This window comes from Mycobacterium terramassiliense, assembly GCF_900157385.1.
Classification (GTDB): domain Bacteria; phylum Actinomycetota; class Actinomycetes; order Mycobacteriales; family Mycobacteriaceae; genus Mycobacterium; species Mycobacterium terramassiliense.
The window spans coordinates 1238705-1257565 of the sequence record NZ_LT717701.1 but is presented as its reverse complement, the minus strand read 5'-3'; the positions used below and the strand labels follow the sequence as shown (position 1 = coordinate 1257565).

Annotated in this window: 17 protein-coding genes; 15 read left to right on the top strand and 2 right to left on the bottom strand. The window is 62.3% G+C overall.

Annotation, left to right across the window (positions count from 1 at the left end; all coding sequences use genetic code 11):
* Positions 1 to 30 precede the first annotated feature (30 nt).
* The 10 genes from MTAB308_RS20670 to MTAB308_RS20625 all read left to right on the top strand — a co-directional run bounded on the left by MTAB308_RS20670 (position 31) and on the right by MTAB308_RS20625 (position 9769).
* Positions 31 to 1374, top strand: coding sequence for a cytochrome P450 (locus MTAB308_RS20670; RefSeq protein ID WP_077104578.1), 1344 nt, complete (start codon positions 31 to 33; stop codon positions 1372 to 1374).
* A 4-nt stretch (positions 1375 to 1378) separates the two neighbouring features.
* Complete coding sequence (locus MTAB308_RS20665; protein WP_077101688.1) at positions 1379 to 1588, top strand: ferredoxin; 210 nt, start codon at positions 1379 to 1381, stop codon at positions 1586 to 1588.
* On the top strand, positions 1581 to 2657 hold the full coding sequence (locus MTAB308_RS20660; protein WP_077101686.1) for an NAD(P)H-dependent amine dehydrogenase family protein: 1077 nt from the start codon (positions 1581 to 1583) through the stop codon (positions 2655 to 2657). The genes MTAB308_RS20665 and MTAB308_RS20660 overlap by 8 nt, the downstream gene beginning before the upstream one ends.
* Positions 2654 to 3472 (top strand): glucose 1-dehydrogenase, encoded by an 819-nt coding sequence (locus tag MTAB308_RS20655; protein WP_077101684.1) that lies wholly within the window; start codon positions 2654 to 2656, stop codon positions 3470 to 3472. Before MTAB308_RS20660 ends, MTAB308_RS20655 begins: the two co-directional genes overlap by 4 nt.
* Positions 3469 to 3978: a VOC family protein gene (locus MTAB308_RS20650; RefSeq protein ID WP_077101681.1), complete on the top strand. Its 510-nt coding sequence runs from the start codon at positions 3469 to 3471 to the stop codon at positions 3976 to 3978. Before MTAB308_RS20655 ends, MTAB308_RS20650 begins: the two co-directional genes overlap by 4 nt.
* Positions 3978 to 4760, top strand: a complete 783-nt coding sequence (locus tag MTAB308_RS20645; protein ID WP_077101679.1) for an SDR family NAD(P)-dependent oxidoreductase — start codon at positions 3978 to 3980, stop codon at positions 4758 to 4760. Before MTAB308_RS20650 ends, MTAB308_RS20645 begins: the two co-directional genes overlap by 1 nt.
* Positions 4761 to 4796: 36 nt before the next feature.
* Positions 4797 to 5399, top strand: a complete 603-nt coding sequence (locus MTAB308_RS20640) for a TetR family transcriptional regulator (protein WP_077101677.1) — start codon at positions 4797 to 4799, stop codon at positions 5397 to 5399.
* The gene (locus MTAB308_RS20635) at positions 5396 to 6523 is read left to right on the top strand and encodes an NAD(P)H-dependent amine dehydrogenase family protein (protein WP_157900990.1); all 1128 of its coding nucleotides are present in this window, start codon (positions 5396 to 5398) and stop codon (positions 6521 to 6523) included. Before MTAB308_RS20640 ends, MTAB308_RS20635 begins: the two co-directional genes overlap by 4 nt.
* 606 nt (positions 6524 to 7129) lie before the next feature.
* Positions 7130 to 8305, top strand: coding sequence for a PucR family transcriptional regulator (locus MTAB308_RS20630; protein ID WP_077101668.1), 1176 nt, complete (start codon positions 7130 to 7132; stop codon positions 8303 to 8305).
* Between the two features lie 279 nt (positions 8306 to 8584).
* On the top strand, positions 8585 to 9769 hold the full coding sequence (locus MTAB308_RS20625; RefSeq protein WP_281253124.1) for an MCE family protein: 1185 nt from the start codon (positions 8585 to 8587) through the stop codon (positions 9767 to 9769).
* Between the two features lie 65 nt (positions 9770 to 9834).
* On the opposite strand, the gene MTAB308_RS20620 is transcribed toward MTAB308_RS20625, so the two are convergent.
* Positions 9835 to 10647, bottom strand: a complete 813-nt coding sequence (locus MTAB308_RS20620) for an ATP-binding protein (protein WP_077097804.1) — start codon at positions 10645 to 10647, stop codon at positions 9835 to 9837.
* A complete protein-coding gene (istA, locus tag MTAB308_RS20615; protein WP_077097370.1) occupies positions 10644 to 12197 on the bottom strand; it encodes an IS21 family transposase in 1554 nt (517 codons plus the stop codon). Before istA ends, MTAB308_RS20620 begins: the two co-directional genes overlap by 4 nt.
* A gap of 202 nt (positions 12198 to 12399) precedes the next feature.
* Here istA and MTAB308_RS20610 point away from each other — a divergent pair, with 202 nt between their 5' ends.
* The 5 genes from MTAB308_RS20610 to MTAB308_RS20590 are packed head-to-tail and all read left to right on the top strand — an operon-like array spanning position 12400 to position 18754.
* Positions 12400 to 13425 carry an MCE family protein gene (locus tag MTAB308_RS20610; RefSeq protein ID WP_077101664.1) on the top strand — a complete coding sequence of 342 codons (1026 nt, stop codon included), beginning with the start codon at positions 12400 to 12402 and terminating at the stop codon, positions 13423 to 13425.
* A 1-nt stretch (position 13426) separates the two neighbouring features.
* Positions 13427 to 14506, top strand: a complete 1080-nt coding sequence (locus tag MTAB308_RS20605; protein WP_077101662.1) for an MCE family protein — start codon at positions 13427 to 13429, stop codon at positions 14504 to 14506.
* Positions 14507 to 14547: 41 nt separating this feature from the next.
* Complete coding sequence (locus MTAB308_RS20600; protein WP_077101660.1) at positions 14548 to 15954, top strand: MCE family protein; 1407 nt, start codon at positions 14548 to 14550, stop codon at positions 15952 to 15954.
* On the top strand, positions 15951 to 17177 hold the full coding sequence (locus MTAB308_RS20595) for an MCE family protein (RefSeq protein ID WP_083746609.1): 1227 nt from the start codon (positions 15951 to 15953) through the stop codon (positions 17175 to 17177). Before MTAB308_RS20600 ends, MTAB308_RS20595 begins: the two co-directional genes overlap by 4 nt.
* The gene (locus MTAB308_RS20590; protein WP_077101658.1) at positions 17177 to 18754 is read left to right on the top strand and encodes an MCE family protein; all 1578 of its coding nucleotides are present in this window, start codon (positions 17177 to 17179) and stop codon (positions 18752 to 18754) included. The genes MTAB308_RS20595 and MTAB308_RS20590 overlap by 1 nt, the downstream gene beginning before the upstream one ends.
* The last annotated feature ends 107 nt before the right edge of the window (positions 18755 to 18861 follow it).

Sequence of the window (18861 nt, the reverse complement as noted above, 5' to 3'; positions counted from 1 at the left end):
ACTGCACCCCATACCCAGCCACGCGAAAGCATTGCTGTCGTGTCGGGTAGTGACGGCGAACAAGGCCACCTTGAGGAGTTCCGCACTGACCCTGTGGGTCTGATGCAGCGGGTGCGTGACGAATGCGGAGATGTCGGCGCCTTCAATTTGGCACAACGGCGGGTTATTTTGCTGACCGGCGCAGAGGCCAACGAGTTCTTCTTCCGCGCGCCCGACGAGGATCTCGGCCAAAACGAGGCTTACCCGTTTATGACGCCGATTTTCGGCAAGGGTGTGGTCTTCGACGCCGACCCCGAGCGTCGAAAAGAAATGTTGCACAACACCGCCTTGCGCGGCGAGCACATGAAGAGCCACGCCGGCACCATCGAAGCCGAGGTGCGCGCCGCCATCGCCGATTGGGACGACGAGGGAGAAATCGACCTGCTGGACTTCTTTGCCGAGCTGACGCTCTATACGTCGTCATCGTGTCTGATCGGGCGGAAGTTCCGCGACCAAATCGATTCGCGGTTTCCCCGGCTTTATCACGATTTAGAACGCGGTACCGATCCGCTGTGTTACGTCGATCCCTATCTACCGATTGAGAGCTTCCGCCGTCGGGACGCGGCCCGAGTGGCACTGGTCGGGATCGTCGAGGAGATCAAGCAGCTCCGCATCGCCAATCCACCGACGGACAAGGCTGACCGAGATCTGATGGACGTGTTGATCTCAGTTACTGATGACAACGGTAACCCGCGGTTCAGCTCCGACGAGATCACCGGCATGTTTATTTCGATGATGTTCGCCGGCCATCACACAAGCACCGGCACCGCCGCGTGGTGCCTCATCGAGGTTCTGCGCCACCCCTCGGTGCACGCTGCGCTGCTCGCAGAGCTTGATGCGCTCTACGCAGATGGTCAATCGGTGAGTTTCCATGCGCTGCGCCAGATTCCGCTGTTGGAGAACGTCATCAAGGAGACGCTGCGGCTCCACCCGCCGTTGATCATCTTGATGCGTATGGCGTTGACCGACCTGCAGATTGCCGGGCGCGTGATCGCCCAAGGCGATATTGTCGCGACCTCTCTGGCGGTGTCCAACAGGATTGCTGAAGACTTTCCCGACCCCGATGCATTCATCCCCGAGCGGTATGACAAACCGCGTGAAGAGGACGTCGTGAACCGTTGGACCTACATTCCGTTCGGAGCGGGGCGACACCGGTGCGTAGGTGCGGCATTCGCGATCATGCAGATCAAGGCAATATTTTCAGTGTTGTTGCGGGAGTATGAGTTCGAGATGGCACAGGCGCCAGACAGCTACCACAATGATCACTCGAAGATGGTGGTACAGCTCGCGCAGCCGGCGCGGGTTCGCTACCGGCGGCGCGTGAAAGCCCACTAAGACCGTGGGCTATGTCGTCGAACTCGATGAAGACCTCTGCCAGGGCCACGCCATGTGCCAGCTAGAGGCCCCCGACTACTTCACGGTGCCACGCCGCGGACCGGTCGAGGTTCTCAACCCCACTCCGCCCGAATCCGCACGGGCACAGATCCAGAGCGCGGTGGACGCTTGTCCATGCCGGGCGCTGTCGATACGGGAGGTCGGCGATGAGTGACAGACTGCGCGTCATCCAATGGGCGACCGGCGGCGTCGGAAAGGCTGCCATCGAATCGATATTCAATCACCCCGAGCTTGAGCTCGTCGGATGCTGGGTGCACAGCACCGACAAGAACGGCCGCGATGTCGGGGAGATCATCGGAACGGATCCCGTTGGCGTCACCGCAACCAGCAGCGCCGAGGACATTCTCGCGCTCGACGCCGACTGCGTGATGTACAGTCCGTTAATCGCGAATCAGTATGAGGTGCAAGCGATTCTGCGGTCTGGAAAGAACATCGTTACCCCGATCGGTTGGGTGTATCCTGACCCGACCAACCCGAAGGTCGAGGCCGTCGCCGAAGCCGCCCGAGATGGCGGTGTGACACTGCACGGATCGGGCATACACCCCGGCGGCATTACCGAGCGGTTTCCGCTGATGGTGTCGTCGCTGTCCTCAGCGGTCCGCCATGTGCGCGCCGAGGAGTTCTCCGACATCCGCACCTACAATTCCCCCGACGTGGTGCGCCACCTCATGGGCTTCGGCGGGGCACCCGAGGATGCTCTGCACGGTCCAATGGCCGCCATTCTAGAGTCCGGCTTCAAGATGTCGGTGCGAATGGTGGCTGACCACATGGGCTTTCGTATCGAACCGGCGATCAGAACCACCCAGGAAATCGGTGTCGCCACCCGCGATATCAGCTCTGAGGTGCTGCCGATCAGCGCAGGCACGGTTGCGGCCCGCCGGTTCCGCTGGGAGGCGCTCGTCGACGGCCAGCCCGTGATTACCGCCGCAGTCAATTGGCTGATGGGCGAAGCCGACCTGGACACTGGGTGGACTTTCGGGGATCGCGGCGAGCGCTTCGAGGTGCAGATCATCGGCGACCCTGACATCAGTGTGGTCTTCAAGGGAGTGCACCCGCAGTCCATAAGTCAAGGGGTACAACGCAATCCCGGTATCGCGGCGACCGCCAACCACTGCGTGAACGCGATCCCCTACGTGTGCGCCGCAGACCCAGGAATCAAAACCTATCTGGATCTTCCCCTGCTGGCCGGCAGACCGGCCTCCGACCTGACCTTAACTCGATGATTATCGACGAATTTCGCCTTACGGACCGTGTCGCCATCGTCACCGGCGCCGGTGTTGGCATCGGCCGCGACATCGCTGTGGCGTTCGCTGAAGCCGGCGCTGACGTGGTGGTTGCGGCGCGTACCGGATCCGACCTCGAGCAGACCGTCGCCCAGATTGAACATACGGGGCGCCGCGGACTCGCGGTCGTCACCGATGTCATGGTCGAAGACGATCTGATCGGACTGGTGGACACCACCGTCGAGCACTTCGGGCGGCTCTCGATACTGGTCAATAATGCCGGTGGCACCCAGCCACGCCCCGCGATGCAGACCTCGTCGCGGTATCTGACGACCGCTTTGCACTTCAACGCTGTGGCACCTTTCCTGTTGAGCAAGGCCGCCGCGCAGGCGATGGTCGATACCGACGGTGAGGGATCCATCGTCAACATCTCGTCGCGTTCTGGGGACATGGTGATGAGTTCCATGCTCGCCTATGGTGCCGGCAAGGCAGCATTGAACATGGTGACCCAGAACATGGCGGCTGACCTCGCGCCTTGGGTGCGTGTGAACGGTATCGCCGTGGGCGGTGTCGCCACCCAGTCGATGGACTTCGTCATGTCCAACGATGAGCTGCGTACCCAATACGAGTCAAACACGCCGATGCGCCGGATCGGCACACCCCGCGATATCGCCGCCGCAGCCTTATATCTCGCTGCGCCGGCGTCGGCATGGGTGACCGGGGTGATACTTCGCGTCGATGGTGGCACCACCAAGCCCTCGTTCGACCTGCCCGCACCACCGCTGCAACCAACTGCCAATCGGGAGAGGAAATGACCCCACCACGCACCAGCGTTCTCGACGACATCTCGTTCTGCCATCTTGTCGTTGGTGTCACCGACATGGACCGGGCGCTGACGTTTTATCGCGATGTGCTCGGCATGGACATCGTCTTCGAGACACTGATCTCTGGCGAGCCGTTCGACGCAGTTCTGCATGCATCACGCAAGCAGGAAGGCCGCGTAGTCGGCGGACTTTTGGGCGGCTTGATGGTCGAACTGCTCTCACTCGGAGCCAGTCCAACGGAGACCAAACCGGCCCGGCGTGCAATCACCGGGATCCACAACGTGTCCCTGTCGGTGACCGACCTCGATGACACCTACCGTCGCATCACCGCCGCAGGCCACCGCGCCGACCAGGAGCCGTTTGAAATTGGTGGCGTGCGAATGTTTTTCGTGAAAGATCCCGACGGTACCCCAGTGGAGTTCATCGAATTGCCCGACGGCGCACGAAGTACCTACGAAATGTATCGGGGCGTGACGTTGCGGATGGGTCCGGAGTGATGGCCGCTACGTACACCCACCCCAAGTCATTACACGGACATGTCGCGATCGTGACCGGCTCGGCGCGCGGCATCGGCAAGGGCGTCGCTGCAGCGCTCCTGGAACGCGGCGCGTCGCTGCTGCTTGTCGACATCCTTGGCGATCAACTCACCTCGACCACCGAGGAATTCACCGCCGCAGGACACACCGCCGAGAAACTGATCGCCGACCTGCGTAACCCAGACAGCGCGGAACTCATCGTTGCTACGGCGGTGCAAAGGTTTGGCACCGTGAACAGCCTGGTCAACGATGCCATGGCCACCAACGAGCCCAAGCCCTTCCTCGACATCACCACAGGGGACCTGTCGCTCGATTACGACGTCGGCCCCCGTGCCACCTTCCTTCTCATGCAGGCCGTGCACCCGGTGATGGTCAAAGCAGGTGGAGGCGCAATCGTCAACTTCGGCTCCGGTTCGGGCACCGGTGGCGCCGTGGGCTGGGGCGGCTATGCCGGCGCAAAGGAAGCCATCCGCGGCCTGTCAAAAGTCGCCGCCCTGGAATGGGGACAGCACAATATTCGCATCAATACTGTGTGCCCATTCGCAGAGTCCGACGGCGTCAAGCTGTGGCGGCAGTTCGCACCTGACGACTATCAGGCAGCCCTCAAAGGCGTTCCGCTGCAACGTATCGGCGACCCCCGCTCCGACGTTGGCGCCCTGGTGGCGTTCTTGGTGAGCGGCGACGCATCGTTTATCACCGCTCAAACCATTCATGTCGACGGTGGATCGGGCTGCTTTCGCTGACAACGGGCGAACGGCAGCGGAAAACAGGAGCAGACGATGGCCAACGAAGCGCCGTTACGTGCTCGGCAGCGCGCACAAATCCGCGCCGACATCCGGCGGGCAGCATTCCGACTGTTCATCGAACGCGGATACGATGCGGTGACCACCGACGAAATCGCGGCAGCGGCGGGAGTTTCACCACGGACATTCTTCCGATACGTGCCCGCCAAGGAAGAACTAATCCTTGGACCGGCCCGGCATGCCGGCGCCGAGGTCGTGCTCCAGCTTGAACAACGGCCCCCTAAAGAAAGCCCCGATGTCGCGCTGACCAACGCCATCCTCGCGCGCACCCGCGACTTCGCTGAGACCGACAGTGAGGAGTGGCGTGAAGCTATGCTTCTGGTACCGGGCCTGCTGGACAAGGTCTCGATGCACACGCCCGCCGATAAGGAACGCGCGACGAAACTGATCGCGAAGCGCATGGGGGTTGAATCCGACGTCGACCTGCGGCCCGGCTTGCTGGTCCATGTCGGCTTGGCCGCAGCCGATTTCGCCTTCCAGCAATGGGTGCGCCAGTCCACGCCGAATCCGCGGCCGCTGCACGCCTACGTCACTGAGGCCCTCGACATGATCAAGGGCTCCCGTTGGAGGTCACGGTGACTACGACCTACAAGGTGGCCGTGTGGGCCACCGGCGGAGTCGGAAAGTACGCGATCCGCACCATCGTCGACCGGACACACCTTGACCTCGTCGGGGTTTGGGTACATTCAGATGAGAAGAAACACTGCGATGCAGGCGAACTCGCCGGAATCGGTGCACTCGGTGTGCACGCCACACGCGATGAGTTAGAGATCCTCAACGGCGACGCTGACTGCGTGGTGTACGCCGCGCCGACACCCCACCGGATGAAAGAAGCCATCCGAGATTTGTGCCGAATCCTGGCTGCGGGCAAGAACGTCGTCACGACCTCGATGTCGGGTTTGGTCCATTCACGGGGCTCACTGCCCGACAAAATCGTCAACGCCATTCGAGAAGCCGCCGAATCGGGGCAAAGCTCGCTGTTCTCGACGGGGATCGAGCCCGGTTTCGCCGCGGACCTGTTCCCTATCGCGTTGATGACGATGGCGCACCGAGTCTATTCGGTGCGCGGCATCGAGATCACCAACTACTCGCGGTACGCCAACGAGTACGACATGCGTGAGCTGTTCGGGTTTGGCAAACCACTCGACTACAAAGGTGGACTGACGACGCCCGGAGTTTTGCGCTGGGGTTGGGGAGCGGCAGTCACCATGGTCGCCGACGCCCTCGGAGTAGGCCTCGACGAGATTCGCGAGACTTGCGATTTCCTACCCACTCCACGCGACATCGCCACCGCGTTCGGCCTCGTCGAGGCCGGCACCGTCGGCGCGACGCGCGCCCGCTGCATCGGCGTCGTGGACGGCCAGGAGGTGATCACTATCGAACACGTGGACCGGATCGCCGACGACCTCGCCCCTGATTGGCCAAAGAGCCGCTCCGGCGGCACCGATGGCACGTGGCGGGTCATCATCGATGGGGAGCCGAGCATCGACGCCGAGTTCGAGGTCGGACACCACTCCGGCGAAAACCACGGCGACCACGGGCTACTCGCCACCGCCATGCGGGCCGTCAACGCCATCCCCGCCGTCTGCGCCGCACCTCCCGGAATCGTTGAGGCCCTGCATATCCCGCTTACCGCCCCGCTGGGCGCACTGCATCCCCGCCGCGACGGGATTCCGGCATTCGTAAGCCACGGCGGCGGATGAGGAACCACAGATGGGCAATCCGAAAAGATGTTGAGGCAATCCGTATTGAATGGCGGCGACCCGTGCGCCACCGCTTGCCATGCTGCGCTTTCGGTCATCCCTAAACGCCGTGATGCGACACTGCCACCAACTGGCGGCACCAACACCTCCCCACATCGATCTGATGGGTCCAAGCATCGGTTCAGCCGGTGGGGCTTTGCTGATGCGAGGCAATGTTTTCGGCTGACAAGCCGACGCGAACACGAGATCCTCGCCTGTATCTCACTGGGCGACAGCCCTACTCACCGAGCAACACCATCACATTCGCCGTTTGGCGAGCAGATCTGCGCGGCACTGAGCGAAAAGGTGTGGGGATGCGCCTGGCGGAAACACCTGTGCTGCAGCGGAATCGAGGACCATCGACAGCCATGCCGGCTCTGCCGTCGTGCTGTTGACGCCGTCAGCGTCGACTATGCCTGCGCCGCCGTGGATCGGTTCTGGGGATCACGCACGACGAGCTGCCCCGGTTCGGCAAAAGGCAACGCGCGACGCGAACAACCCATGACGATGACTTCACCCGTCCTGCAATGCTGCTCCGATCCGCTGAGAATAAGGAGCTGATACGACATGCGCGGCCTGCTACTGCGGTTGTCGACGCTCGATGCCGACGCGGCGACTGCATTGAAAGTGATCGCATTCTTCGACGCGCTCGTCGAGCGGCACGCAGGTATGGATGCGTTGGTTCGTGCGACCAGCGGGCTGGCCGAATGTGGCTGCGGTATGCGACTCGATGGCCGACAATGGCGATTCGGACCTACAGGCAACGCCCTCACCATCGAACAGGAGTGTTCTGTATCGGGGCGGGCCGAATTCAGAGCCAACGAGACGGCCGGTTGCCTGTGGCTGGAACGCCCGGGCGGCCCCGCGCCAATGGACGACCTTGTGCTCGAACGCGCGTCCCTGGCTGCCCGCATTTTGCTGAACAACCAACGGTCCCGACCAGTTGCAGGACTGGCAGACCCCGCGTTGATGGAAGCGGTGCTCAGCACACATGAATCGCTGGTCGATCGATGCCGCGCGCTGCGCGCGCTCGGTTTGGCCTCCGACCAGCCGCTGCGTGTTGCCGCGGTACGGGTAGCCGCTGGTCGTGATCCCGCCGTCGACGCCATCGCGCTCATCGCCCGGCTGGACCCAACGCGGTCGGCCCATGTCGCGGTCGTCGGCGGGATTGCAGCCGTGCTGTTCCAGCAAAAAGGCACAACCTGCTCACCGGCACCAGACTTGCGTAACGCCCTGCGTGGCAGAAGTCAGGAACAGGGCCTGCACGCTGGTGTGCACGTCGGAGTCGGGGCGAACGCTGACTGTACGGACGCAGAACGATCCTGGGAGCAGGCGCTGACAGCGCTGCGGTTTGCACCTCCGGCTAATACCTGCCTAACCGTCAGTGATCCAGGCGCGGCCGTCGTCGATTACGACGAACTTGGGGTGCTGGCGTTGCTGGCCGAGATCCCGCCCGATCGACTGACGGGCAATCCCTACATCGCTGCGCTGAACGCCTTCGGCGCCACCGAGAGCGGCGCCCTGGATCTTGCGACTTTGGAGGCGTACTGCCGCACGGGATCGCTTCGCCAGGCCGCACAGATCCTCTACCTTCACCACAGCACCGTTGCCTCCCGCCTTGCCCGTGTCGAAGAAGCGATGAACTGGCACCTTGATGACCCGGCCGAGAGGTTTCGGGCACAGTTAGCACTCTGGGCCCGTCGGCTGGTGCACCCGTCCGCGGCACCGCCCGGCGATGGCTGAACTGCGTGAATACACGCTGCGCGATCGTCGGCGATGAGCCCCCAAACAGCCGACGAGTGGCTGATGACATCACGCTCGTCGAACTGACAGTCTTTTCAAGGCAGATTTGCACCGTCTGGAGGCCATCGTTGTCACTCTGGGGCTCGACTTGGAGCGCATTGCAGCGCGACTATAGACATTTGTCGCCGTTCGATACTCAGCGACTGCTGACCGGAGTATCCCTGTCCGCCCACATCAACGTCTACGAAGCCGGCGAGTAGGCCCTTGTCCCGTAGGCTGTTGCGCGCACTGTTGGGCCTCCTGACCACTGGGGCCATCGTCTCTGTGGTGGTGCTGGCGGCTCAGATGTTTCGTGGCGCGCTGACGCCGACCGTCGCGGTGACGATCTTGTCCAGTCGTGCCGGATTGGTGATGAACCCCGAGGCCAAGGTCAAAATGCTTGGCGTCCAGGTGGGCCGCGTGACCTCGATCGATGACCTTCCCAATGGGCAAGCAGCGATTCATCTGGCGATGGATCCATCGCAGCTTCACTTGATACCCGCCAATGTGCTCGTCGACATCGCCTCGACCACAGTCTTTGGTGCTAAGTACATCCAGCTCCGGCCTCCGGCGACCCCTTCCCCGGAAGCGATGCATGCCGGACAGGTCCTTGACGCTGACCATGTCACCGTCGAAATCAACACGGTGTTTCAACAACTGTCGGCACTGTTGTCAAAGATCGAACCCGCGAAGCTCAACGCAACATTTAGTGCGCTGTCGTCCGCGCTGAGTGGTCGCGGCCACAAGATCGGCCAGATGATCGCAGATCTCGACCACTTTCTGGCTACCATCCAGCCCAGCCTGCCTCAACTTGACCACGAGTTCGACGCGGCTCCGGATGTGCTCAACGCCTACGCCGACGCCGCTCCGGATTTAATCCGGGTGTTTGACAACGGCACTCGCATCAGCCAAACCCTCATTGACGAACACGACAACCTCGACGCCGCACTACTGAGCGTCATCGGCTTGGCCGACGTGGGCAACGACGTAGTGGGTACCAACAGGCAACCGCTTACCGACCTATTGGGCCTGTTGATCCCGACCACGACACTGCTGAACCGCTACCACATCTCGCTCAATTGTGTCGTGGCCGGGATGCTGCCATACGTTCATAACCCGCCCAGCCCGGTTCCCGGCCTGCTGGGGTTAGGCAGCATCTTGCTGGGCAAGGAGCGCTACCGTTGGCCGCAGGACCTGCCGAAGGTAGCCGCCACGGGCGGACCACACTGCGCCGATCTTGGCATGCCCGATGTCGGATTCGAGAAACTGCCGCCCTACCTGATCGCCGACATCGGAACCAACCCAGCAAGGTACGGCAACCCAGGTTGGTTACTTAACTCCGACGGGCTCAAGCAACTGCTGTTCGGGCCCATCGACGGCCCACCTGTCGCCTGCCAGGGTGATGGGACCTCTGGTTTGCCATGAGCATGGGACCGGGTTGTTCCGGTTGTAGGCCGTGTGTTGATAGTGGCGGAAGGGGTGGTTGCCGGTCAATCCGACGCAGTCGGAGAGGCCGGCTTTCGGTTTCCTGGCTTCTGGCGTTGCCGGTAGGACTCGCCTTCGACGACGAGTTCGTAGGCCGCTGATTGCAGTCGGTCCATCGCGGATTGGGCCAGCAGCGGGTCGGCCATCATGGTCAGGATCTCGGGTGGTTCGCGGTTGCTGGTGATGACGGTCGATGCGGCGCGGTGGCGTTCGACGATGATCTCGTAGAAGTCGGTCGTCTCGGTGGCCTCCAGGCGGTGCAGCGCGAGGTCATCGATTATCAGCAGTTCGACGCGGTGCAGTTTGCGCATCTCGTCTTCGTAGCTGCCGTCCAGGCGTGCCCCGCGAAGGCGTTTGAACATTTTGTCGGCCCGTTCGGTGTGCACGCTGTGATGCCGGCGTACCGCGATGTGACCTAATGCGTTGGCCAAGAACGTCTTTCCCACTCCTACCGGTCCCATGACGAGCACGTTGTAGGCGTCGGCGAGGAACCGCAGTGAGGTCAGCTCGGCCCATAGTTGTTGATCGAAAGCCACGGCGGCGGAGTCATCCCAGGCCTGTAGCTGCATGGCCGGATCGAGATGGGCGGCCTTGGCGCGCCGGGTCGCGGATTCGCGGTCGCGGCGGGTGACCTCATCTGCGAACAACAGTTCCAGGAAGTCGTGGTGTGGTAGCCGGTTGGTACGGGCCAGCGCCAGCCGTTCGGGCAGCGTGTCGAGCAGCTGGCCGAGTTTGAGGCGGCGCATCAACGCTTTGAGCTCGCCGGACACCTCGATTGGCTTGACCGCCGGCGTGGCGTCGGGGCGCTGTGGGCTCATGAAGGCCTCCGCACCGCGAAATCAGAGCTTTCTCGGACAAACCGCGACGCTGCCCCGGGCGGTTTCGGTAGCAGGGGCAGTTGTTCACCGCCGCCGCGGGTCAAGATCCGCTCGATCAGCCCGACGTCGATCACCTCGGCGTCCAGGGCACGCCGGCACGCGTCGTCGACCTCCTCGGCGCCGTGGCGGCGCACCAGCCCCAGCAGCCGGTAGACCTGACGCATCTTGGTCCACGGCAGCGGATGCTCGAGCACCGCTGCCGCGTAGGTGCCGACATGGGTGCCGTGGGCGGCTGCCTTGCGCTGCAGGGCATTCAGATCACGCATCGCATAGACCGACACCTCAGAGGGAAGATCGGCCGGATCAGTATGGCGGCGACCCGGGGCCACGACCGGATGCACCTTGATCAGCTCACCACGCCAATAGAGCTTGACCGAGTGTGCATCAGCACGGGCCTCGATGCGCTTGCCGACCAGCTCTCCGGGCACGCTGTAGAGGGCTTTGGCGACCTGGACGTGGCGGTCCGGGGCCACTTTCGGGCGCGTCCAGATCGGAACGTCGAAGGCGGTGTCGGATACGGGCCCTAGTGCGGGCAGCTCATCGCCGATGAACACCTCGGCCGGCCGCAGGCGGGTGGTGCCGTGAATGCGCATACCGGCGGTCTGAGCGCACCAATGTTCGGCGCGGCTGCGACAGTCATTGAGATCCCGGAAATCTTCTCCGGCAAAGAAATTCGATCGCACATACTGCACCATGCGTTCCACCCGTGGCTTATCTTTCGGGCTGCGCACCCGCGCCGGGTCGACCGCAAACCCACGAGCCTGCGCATACTCGCGGAACGCATCGTTGAGCCGAGGCTCGGTCGCATGCGCGGTGGTGACGATGGCTTTCATGTTGTCAGGGATCACCACCGCGAACACCCCGCCGAAGAACGCCCACGCCGCATCGAACCCGGCGATCACATCGTTCAGGGTCTGGCGGTAGGTGGGCCAGACGAACATGTGCCGCGAATACACCGCGGTAAAGATCAACCCCTGCACGACTCGGCGCCGACCATCGCTGGCGTCGGTGAGCATCCCGAGGCGGCCGAAGTCGACCTGCACCTCCGCACCCGGTTCGCAGTCGGCCACCGGCACCGTGGCTTGACGGCGTCCGAAATCCAATTCGGTTGTGGCGTAACGATTCAGCGTCCGATAGGACACCACCACACCGCGGCGCCCAAGCAGCGTGTGGATCTTGGTCAGCGTCAATCCGTCTTTGAGCCAGGCCTTGATCTGCTCATGCTCTGCAGCGATCGTCTCCCACGCCAGGCTCTTGCCGCTGGGCCGGTGCGGACGCACTCCGGCAATCACCGCCGCGATCAACTCATCAGTGAGCTGACCGTCTCCACCATCGCGGTCCAGCCCACTAGCACGGGCTCGGTCGACGTAGCGTCGCACCGTTTTGCGGTCGGTGCCCGACAGCCGGGCCACCTCCCGCAACCCCAACCCCTGCAGCCACAGCCGCAGCATCTCCACGATCTCGATCACCGACACCTCCCGGTAGCTCATCAGGCCAATACAGCGGCCCAACTACCGGAAGAACCCGACACCACGCCGGGTGGTCCCATAACTGGCAAACCAGCCAGTCGAGTGGTCCCATCAATGGCAAACAGGTGGTCCCATGCTCATGGCAAAACCAGCTCTGAAGTGGTCCCATTCACCTGGCAGCCGACAGCCCACCCCGCAATAACGGGCAGATCGGACAGCCGGGATGAATCTCGCTCGGTCCTCAGCGTTCAAATTCACGGCCTTCTTCATCGTGGCGGCCCTGCTGACCGCGTTCCTGTTCATGGTGTTCTCACAGCAGCGCACTAGCGACACCAACACCTACTCGGCGGTCTTTTCGGACGCATCCAGTCTCAAGGCCGGCGATACCGTCCGAGTCGCCGGCATTAGGGTCGGCACGATCTCGGCGGTCGATCTGCAACAGGACAAGAACGTCATCGTGACGTTCGACGCCGACCGCACAACAGTGCTCACGTCCGGCACCAAGGCCGTAGTGCGCTACCTCAACCTGGTCGGAGACCGTTATCTCGAGCTGGTCAATACACCGGGATCAACGCGCATGATCCCTGCGGGCTCACAGATTCCAGCCGATCGCACCGCGCCGGCGTTAGATCTCGACCTGCTGTTGGGCGGCCTCAAACCCGTGTTGCGGGGCTTGAGCCCAGCCGACCTCAATGCCCTCACGTCATCGCTGTTACGTGCCCTGCAAGACAAGGGGGCGGTGCTCAACTCCGTGTTGAGCAAGACCTCGTCATTCACACGAACGTTGGCTGACAACAACCAGACCATCGAGCAGGTCATCGACAACTTCGGCATTGTGGTTGACACCCTGTCACGCGACGGCGACCAATTCTCGAGCACCGTCGAGCGGCTCGAAAAGCTGATGTCGGGGCTCGCGGCCGACCGCGATCCGATCGGTGATGCCATCACGGCTCTCGACAACGGCACTGCATCCATCGCCGACTTGCTGGGCCGGGCCCGTTCGCCGTTGAAGAGCACAGTCGACCAACTCAACCGTCTCGCGCCGCTGCTGGATCAGCGCAAAGACGTCCTCGAGATCGGATTGCGCAGGGCCCCCGACAACTACCGAAAGCTAACCCGCATGGGGTCTTACGGAAGTTTCGTCAACGAATACATCTGTGGCATGTCTCTGCGGTTCACCAATGGCCAGGGCGGGACGACGGTACTGCCCTGGGTCAAACAAGAAACCGGAAGGTGCGCAGAGCCCTAAAATGCTGAAATACCGTGCACCGCAACTTTTTCGAGCGGGCTTCATCGGCGTCGCGTTGATCGTTTTGGTCATTGCCGTCGGCCTTCAGCCTGTGCAGCTGGTGAACTGGGCCACCAAGGTGCGTTACCAGGCCGTCTTCACGGAGGCAGGCGGCCTAGAAGTCGGCAACGACGTCAAAGTATCCGGGGTCAAGGTCGGCGACATTTCCGAGGTGGCGCTGCGCGGCGGTAAGGTCGTGGTCACTTTCACTGTCGACGGCAAGGTGCAGTTCGGAAACGAGACGACCGCCCACATCCGAACCGGCTCTCTACTTGGGCGACGGATGTTGACGTTAGAGTCCGCCGGCAGCCGGACCATGGCGCCGCTGACAACGATTCCGGTTTCGCGCACATCGTCGCCGTATTCGCTGTCCGACGCGATCGGCGATCTCACCACCGATGTCGCGGGCATCAACACCGCCTCACTGAACCAGTCGTTGGACACTTTGTCAGCGACCATCGACCACATCGCGCCTCAGCTAGGCCCGACCTTTGATGGTCTGACCCAACTGTCCCGGTCGTTGAACAGCCGTGACGAGTCCCTTCGCGACTTGGTCAAACACGCAGCCGACGTGACTGGTGTCTTGTCGGAGCGCAGCCAGAAGGTCAACTCACTCATCCTCAACGCCAACGCCCTGCTCGATGTTCTCGCACAGCGCCGACACGTCATTGTCGACCTGCTTGTCTCGATATCGGCGGTGTCGCATCAGCTTTCAGGTCTGGTGGCCGACAACGAGAACCAACTGAAACCCACTCTGGAGAAACTGAACTCGGTTACCGCGATGCTAGAAAAAAACCGCGACACCATCTCCAAAGTCCTACCCGGCGTGTACAAATACGAGATCACGCAAGCAGAAACCATCGCCACCGGACATTACGCCACGGCCTACGTCGCCAACTTGGCCGTGCTAACTCTGCAGCCATTCCTGGACTACGCGTTCGGATTCCGGCGTGGCAACGCCACCGGGCAGGCGCCCGATCGCACCGCACCCCGCGCTGAGTTCCCGTGGCCCCACCGCCAGATTCCGGTACCGCCACGATGAGAGCATCCATTCTGTTCAGCCGGCTCAGCCGCGTGCCACGCATGACGGCGATGATTGCCATCGCGGCCGTTCTGGTCGGCTCGTTGCTTGGAGCCAGCGCAGTTATCGTGCGGGCTACCTTTTTTCGACCTCTGACCATCACTGGGTATTTCAGCGCCGCCAACGCTATCTACGTCGGCGACGACGTGCGAGTGGCCGGTATCAAGGTCGGCACCATCACCGGCATCGACCCAGATGGCGACCGTGTCAAAATGATACTGGCCGTCGACAGCGATGCGCCTATTCCCGCTGACGCGAAGGCGGTCATCGTGGCCCAAAACCTTGTCGCAGCACGCTATGTCCAACTAACCCCGACCTACCAGCCTGGTAGCGGGCCCGCTATGAAGGACGGTGGGGTCATTCCCCTCCAACGCACCGCGGTACCGGTCGAATGGGACGACGTCAAAGACCAACTGATGCGGCTTGCTACCGAAATGGGGCCTGCCAGCCCAACATCGACAACATCTGCGGGCCACTTCATCGACAGCGCCGCTAACGCGATGGGGGGCAACGGCGACAAGCTCCGCCAGACTCTGGCGCAATTGTCCGGTGTGGGCCGGATTCTGGCCGACGGAAGTGGCAACCTCGTCGATATCATCAAGAATCTACAGACATTTGTCACCGCACTGCGCGACAGCAACGAACAGATCGTCCAATTCGGGGATCGACTCGCCACGCTCACGAGCGTGCTCGACGAGGGCCGCTCGGATCTAGATGCCGCACTGAGCACCCTGTCGATCGCCATCAGCGACGTTCAGCGCTTGGTCAAGAACACAGGCAGCCAGACCGCCGAGCAGGTCGCGCGACTGGCCAACGTCACCCAGACCCTGGCAGATCAGCGCGACACGCTGGAAAATGTGCTGCACATCGCTCCCACGGCGGTGTCCAACACCTACAGCGCATACGACCCCGACACCGGTTCCATCCCAGGGACGTTCGTATTCAATAACGTCTCTAGCCCAATCCAATTCATCTGCGGGGCCCTCGCTGGCATCGAAAACATCACCGCAACAGAGACCGCAAAGCTATGCGGGGAGTACCTGGGCCCCGCATTAAGCGTCTTCAATTTCAACAGCCTGCCCTTTCCGATCAACCCGTACCTCAGCAGATCGCCCGATCCGAGCAAACTGATCTACACCGAGCCCGAACTGGCTCCCGGCGGCAGCGGTCCCAAGCCTGGCCCACCCGAAATCCCGCCTGCCGTATCGGCCTACCAACCGGTCGATACTGGTTCGGCTCCCGCCCCGCCTGTTCCGATCTCGCCGGCCCCGACTGGATTGCCCGGCTTGTTACTGCCCACCGCGGTGCCGCCATCACCTGCAGACGCCGCGTCGCCACCAGCGCCAATATCACCACCGGGCGACCGCGCATCAGCACCCCTACCGGGTGAGGGGACACCACCGCAATGATCAACGTGATGCGACAGCGTGTCGGCGCCCTGTGCGGATGCATCCTCGTTATGAGCAGCGCAGGCTGCGGATTCAGCGGGCTCAACTCGCTGCCTCTACCCGGCACGGTCGGTCACGGTGCAGGATCGACCCTTTACCACGCAGAACTGCCCGACGTCGGTACGCTAGAACCGAACTCGCCAGTCATGATCGGCGATGTCGTCGTGGGCAGCATCACCAAGATGACGGTTACTGACTGGCACGCCGATGTCGAATTCTCTATCAAACCCGACGCAATCGTCCCCGCCAACGCCGAGGCGACCATCGGACAGACCAGTCTACTGGGCTCGATGCACCTCGCCCTCGATCCACCCGCCCAACAGCGGCCCGAAGGACGGCTGCAACCCGGCGCCACCATTGGGCTAAACCGGTCGTCAATCTATCCATCCACCGAACAAACCTTGGCATCGGTGTCATCGTTGATCAACGGTGGCGGCGTGGCGCATTTCGGCGATATCGTTCACAACCTCAACGCGGCCCTCAACGGACACGAGGATCAATTCCGTGACATGCTGGCTCGGCTCGACGACTTTCTTGGCATCCTCGATCGCCAACGCGGAAAAGCCGTCAGCATGCTCAATGGGCTAAACCGGTTGTCGGCGACACTGGCCGCCAACAACAAGATCATCGACCGCGCCTTGAACAAAGTGCCCGCCGCGCTCGACATCCTTAACCGTGAACTGCCGAACTTTACAACGGCTTTGGACAAACTCGGCCTGTTCAGCAAGCTAGCGACGCGGCTAGTCGCTGACTCTGGATCAGATCTGGTTACCAACTTGCAAAACCTCGCCCCCACCGTGCAGGCACTCGCCGACGTAGGACCCGAACTCGCAGACGCGCTTGTGGAAATTACGACCTGGCCCTATACGCAGAACTTCATCGATCGAGCCATCCGAGGCGACTACATGAACCTTTTCATCACCATGGACTTGACCGTTCCCCGGCTGAAAGGCAACCTCATGCTTGGGACCCGTTGGGGCCAGCCGGGCGCCGAACTGGTCCCCGCCCCAGGAGATTTCTGGAACTACAGTCACGACCCACTGGCATCACCATTCGCCGGGCCGCCGCTAGCGCCGCCGAACGCCACGCCGCCCCCACCATCGACGCCGGGCACTCTCCAGGGCGCCCTTGACCCCGGCCTGGGGCCTGTCGCGCCGACCGATCTACCGGGATCCGGTGGCTGATGCTCACGCGATTCGTCCGCATCCAGTTGATCATCTTCGCGACCGCGTCAATCGTGGGGATGTCCGTGCTGTTCACGAAATACCTGCAAGTCCCGACGTTTCTTGGAATCGGTCGCATCACCGTCACACTGGAACTTCGCGCCGCAGGTGGGCTGTACCGCTTCGCGAACGTGACGTATCGCGGGGTTACGGTCGGCACGGTCACTGCGGTAACCCTCAAGCCCGGCAACCGCGTCGAGGCGACACTGTCTTTGAACAGCTCGCCGAGAATTCCTAGCCAGCTGCGGGCAGACGTGCGCAGTATCTCCGCGGTGGGCGAACAGTATGTCGATCTCAACCCTGGGGCCAACCGGCCGCCCTATCTGCACGATGGCTCGATCATTCCCTTAAGCGCCACCACGATTCCACAACCGATCGGGCCCGTACTGGATCGCACCAGCGCGCTGTTAGACAGCATCCCCAAAGACAAGCTCCACGACCTCATCGATGAATCCTCACGCGGGTTGGGCGGGGCCGGCTATGATCTCGGCTCCCTGTTCGACTCAGGCGCGACCCTGAGCCGAGATCTCGGCAGCGTCGCAGACAACACTCACACCCTCATCGACGACGCCGGACCACTCCTTGACTCCCAAGCAGCGACCGCTGACCAGATCAGAGTGTGGGCACGCAGTCTCGCCGGCATCACCGAACAAATCACGACCAACGACCCTCAGCTGCGGACGATACTTCACAAGACGCCGAGCTTCTCCCGGGACGTCGAAAACCTTCTAGAAAAACTCAAGCCCACACTGCCTGTGCTCTTGGCCAACCTCACCACCGTGGGCCAGGTCGCCTTGACCTACAACCCTGGCCTTGAGCAGATGCTGGTTCTGCTACCGGGGTCTATCGCAGGTGGGCAGGCAAACTTACCGAAAAACAATCGCACCGGAATGAATCCCGGTAGCTTCACCCTCCAGATCAATGATCCACCTCCCTGCACCGTCGGGTTTCTACCACCCTCCTCATGGCGCACACCAGCAGACACCACCACCATCGACACTCCGGACGGCCTCTACTGCAAACTGCCCCAGGATTCACCCGTCGCGGTGCGCGGCGCACGCAACGCTCCATGCATGGACAAACCGGGCAAACGCGCTCCCACCGTTGAAATCTGCAAAAGCGACCAGCCGTATCTTCCGCTAGTGGTGCGCCAGCATGTGACCGGGCCCTACCCGCTTGACCCGAACTTGATCAGTCAGGGCATCCCGCCGGATTCCCGAGTAAACAGTGACGATCACCTCTACGGTCCGGTCGACGGGACCCCCGGGCCTCCGCCAAAAGAGCCCGCGGGGCCAGCGCAGCCCACCACGGAGCCGACGACGAATCCATTTCCGCCCAGCCAGCAAGAAGGGCAACCTGCTACGGCGCCAAGTGCATTCGAGAACGGCGTTCCCGACCACGGAGCGGTTGCAGCAGTTCGCTACAACCCGCGCACTGGAAGCTATCTCGCCCCAGACCGACACCTCTATCGCCAAGCTGACGTTGCCCAGGGGAGGACACCGACATCATGGAAAGATCTCATGCTGCCGCTGAGCTAAGCCGCGACGAAAGCCGCAACCCCCGATGCGGGAGCATCCGGGCTACGCCCACCCGCAGTTGAATATATGTTCCCTAACCACAGTTGCGCCCGATAACTTGCGGGTGC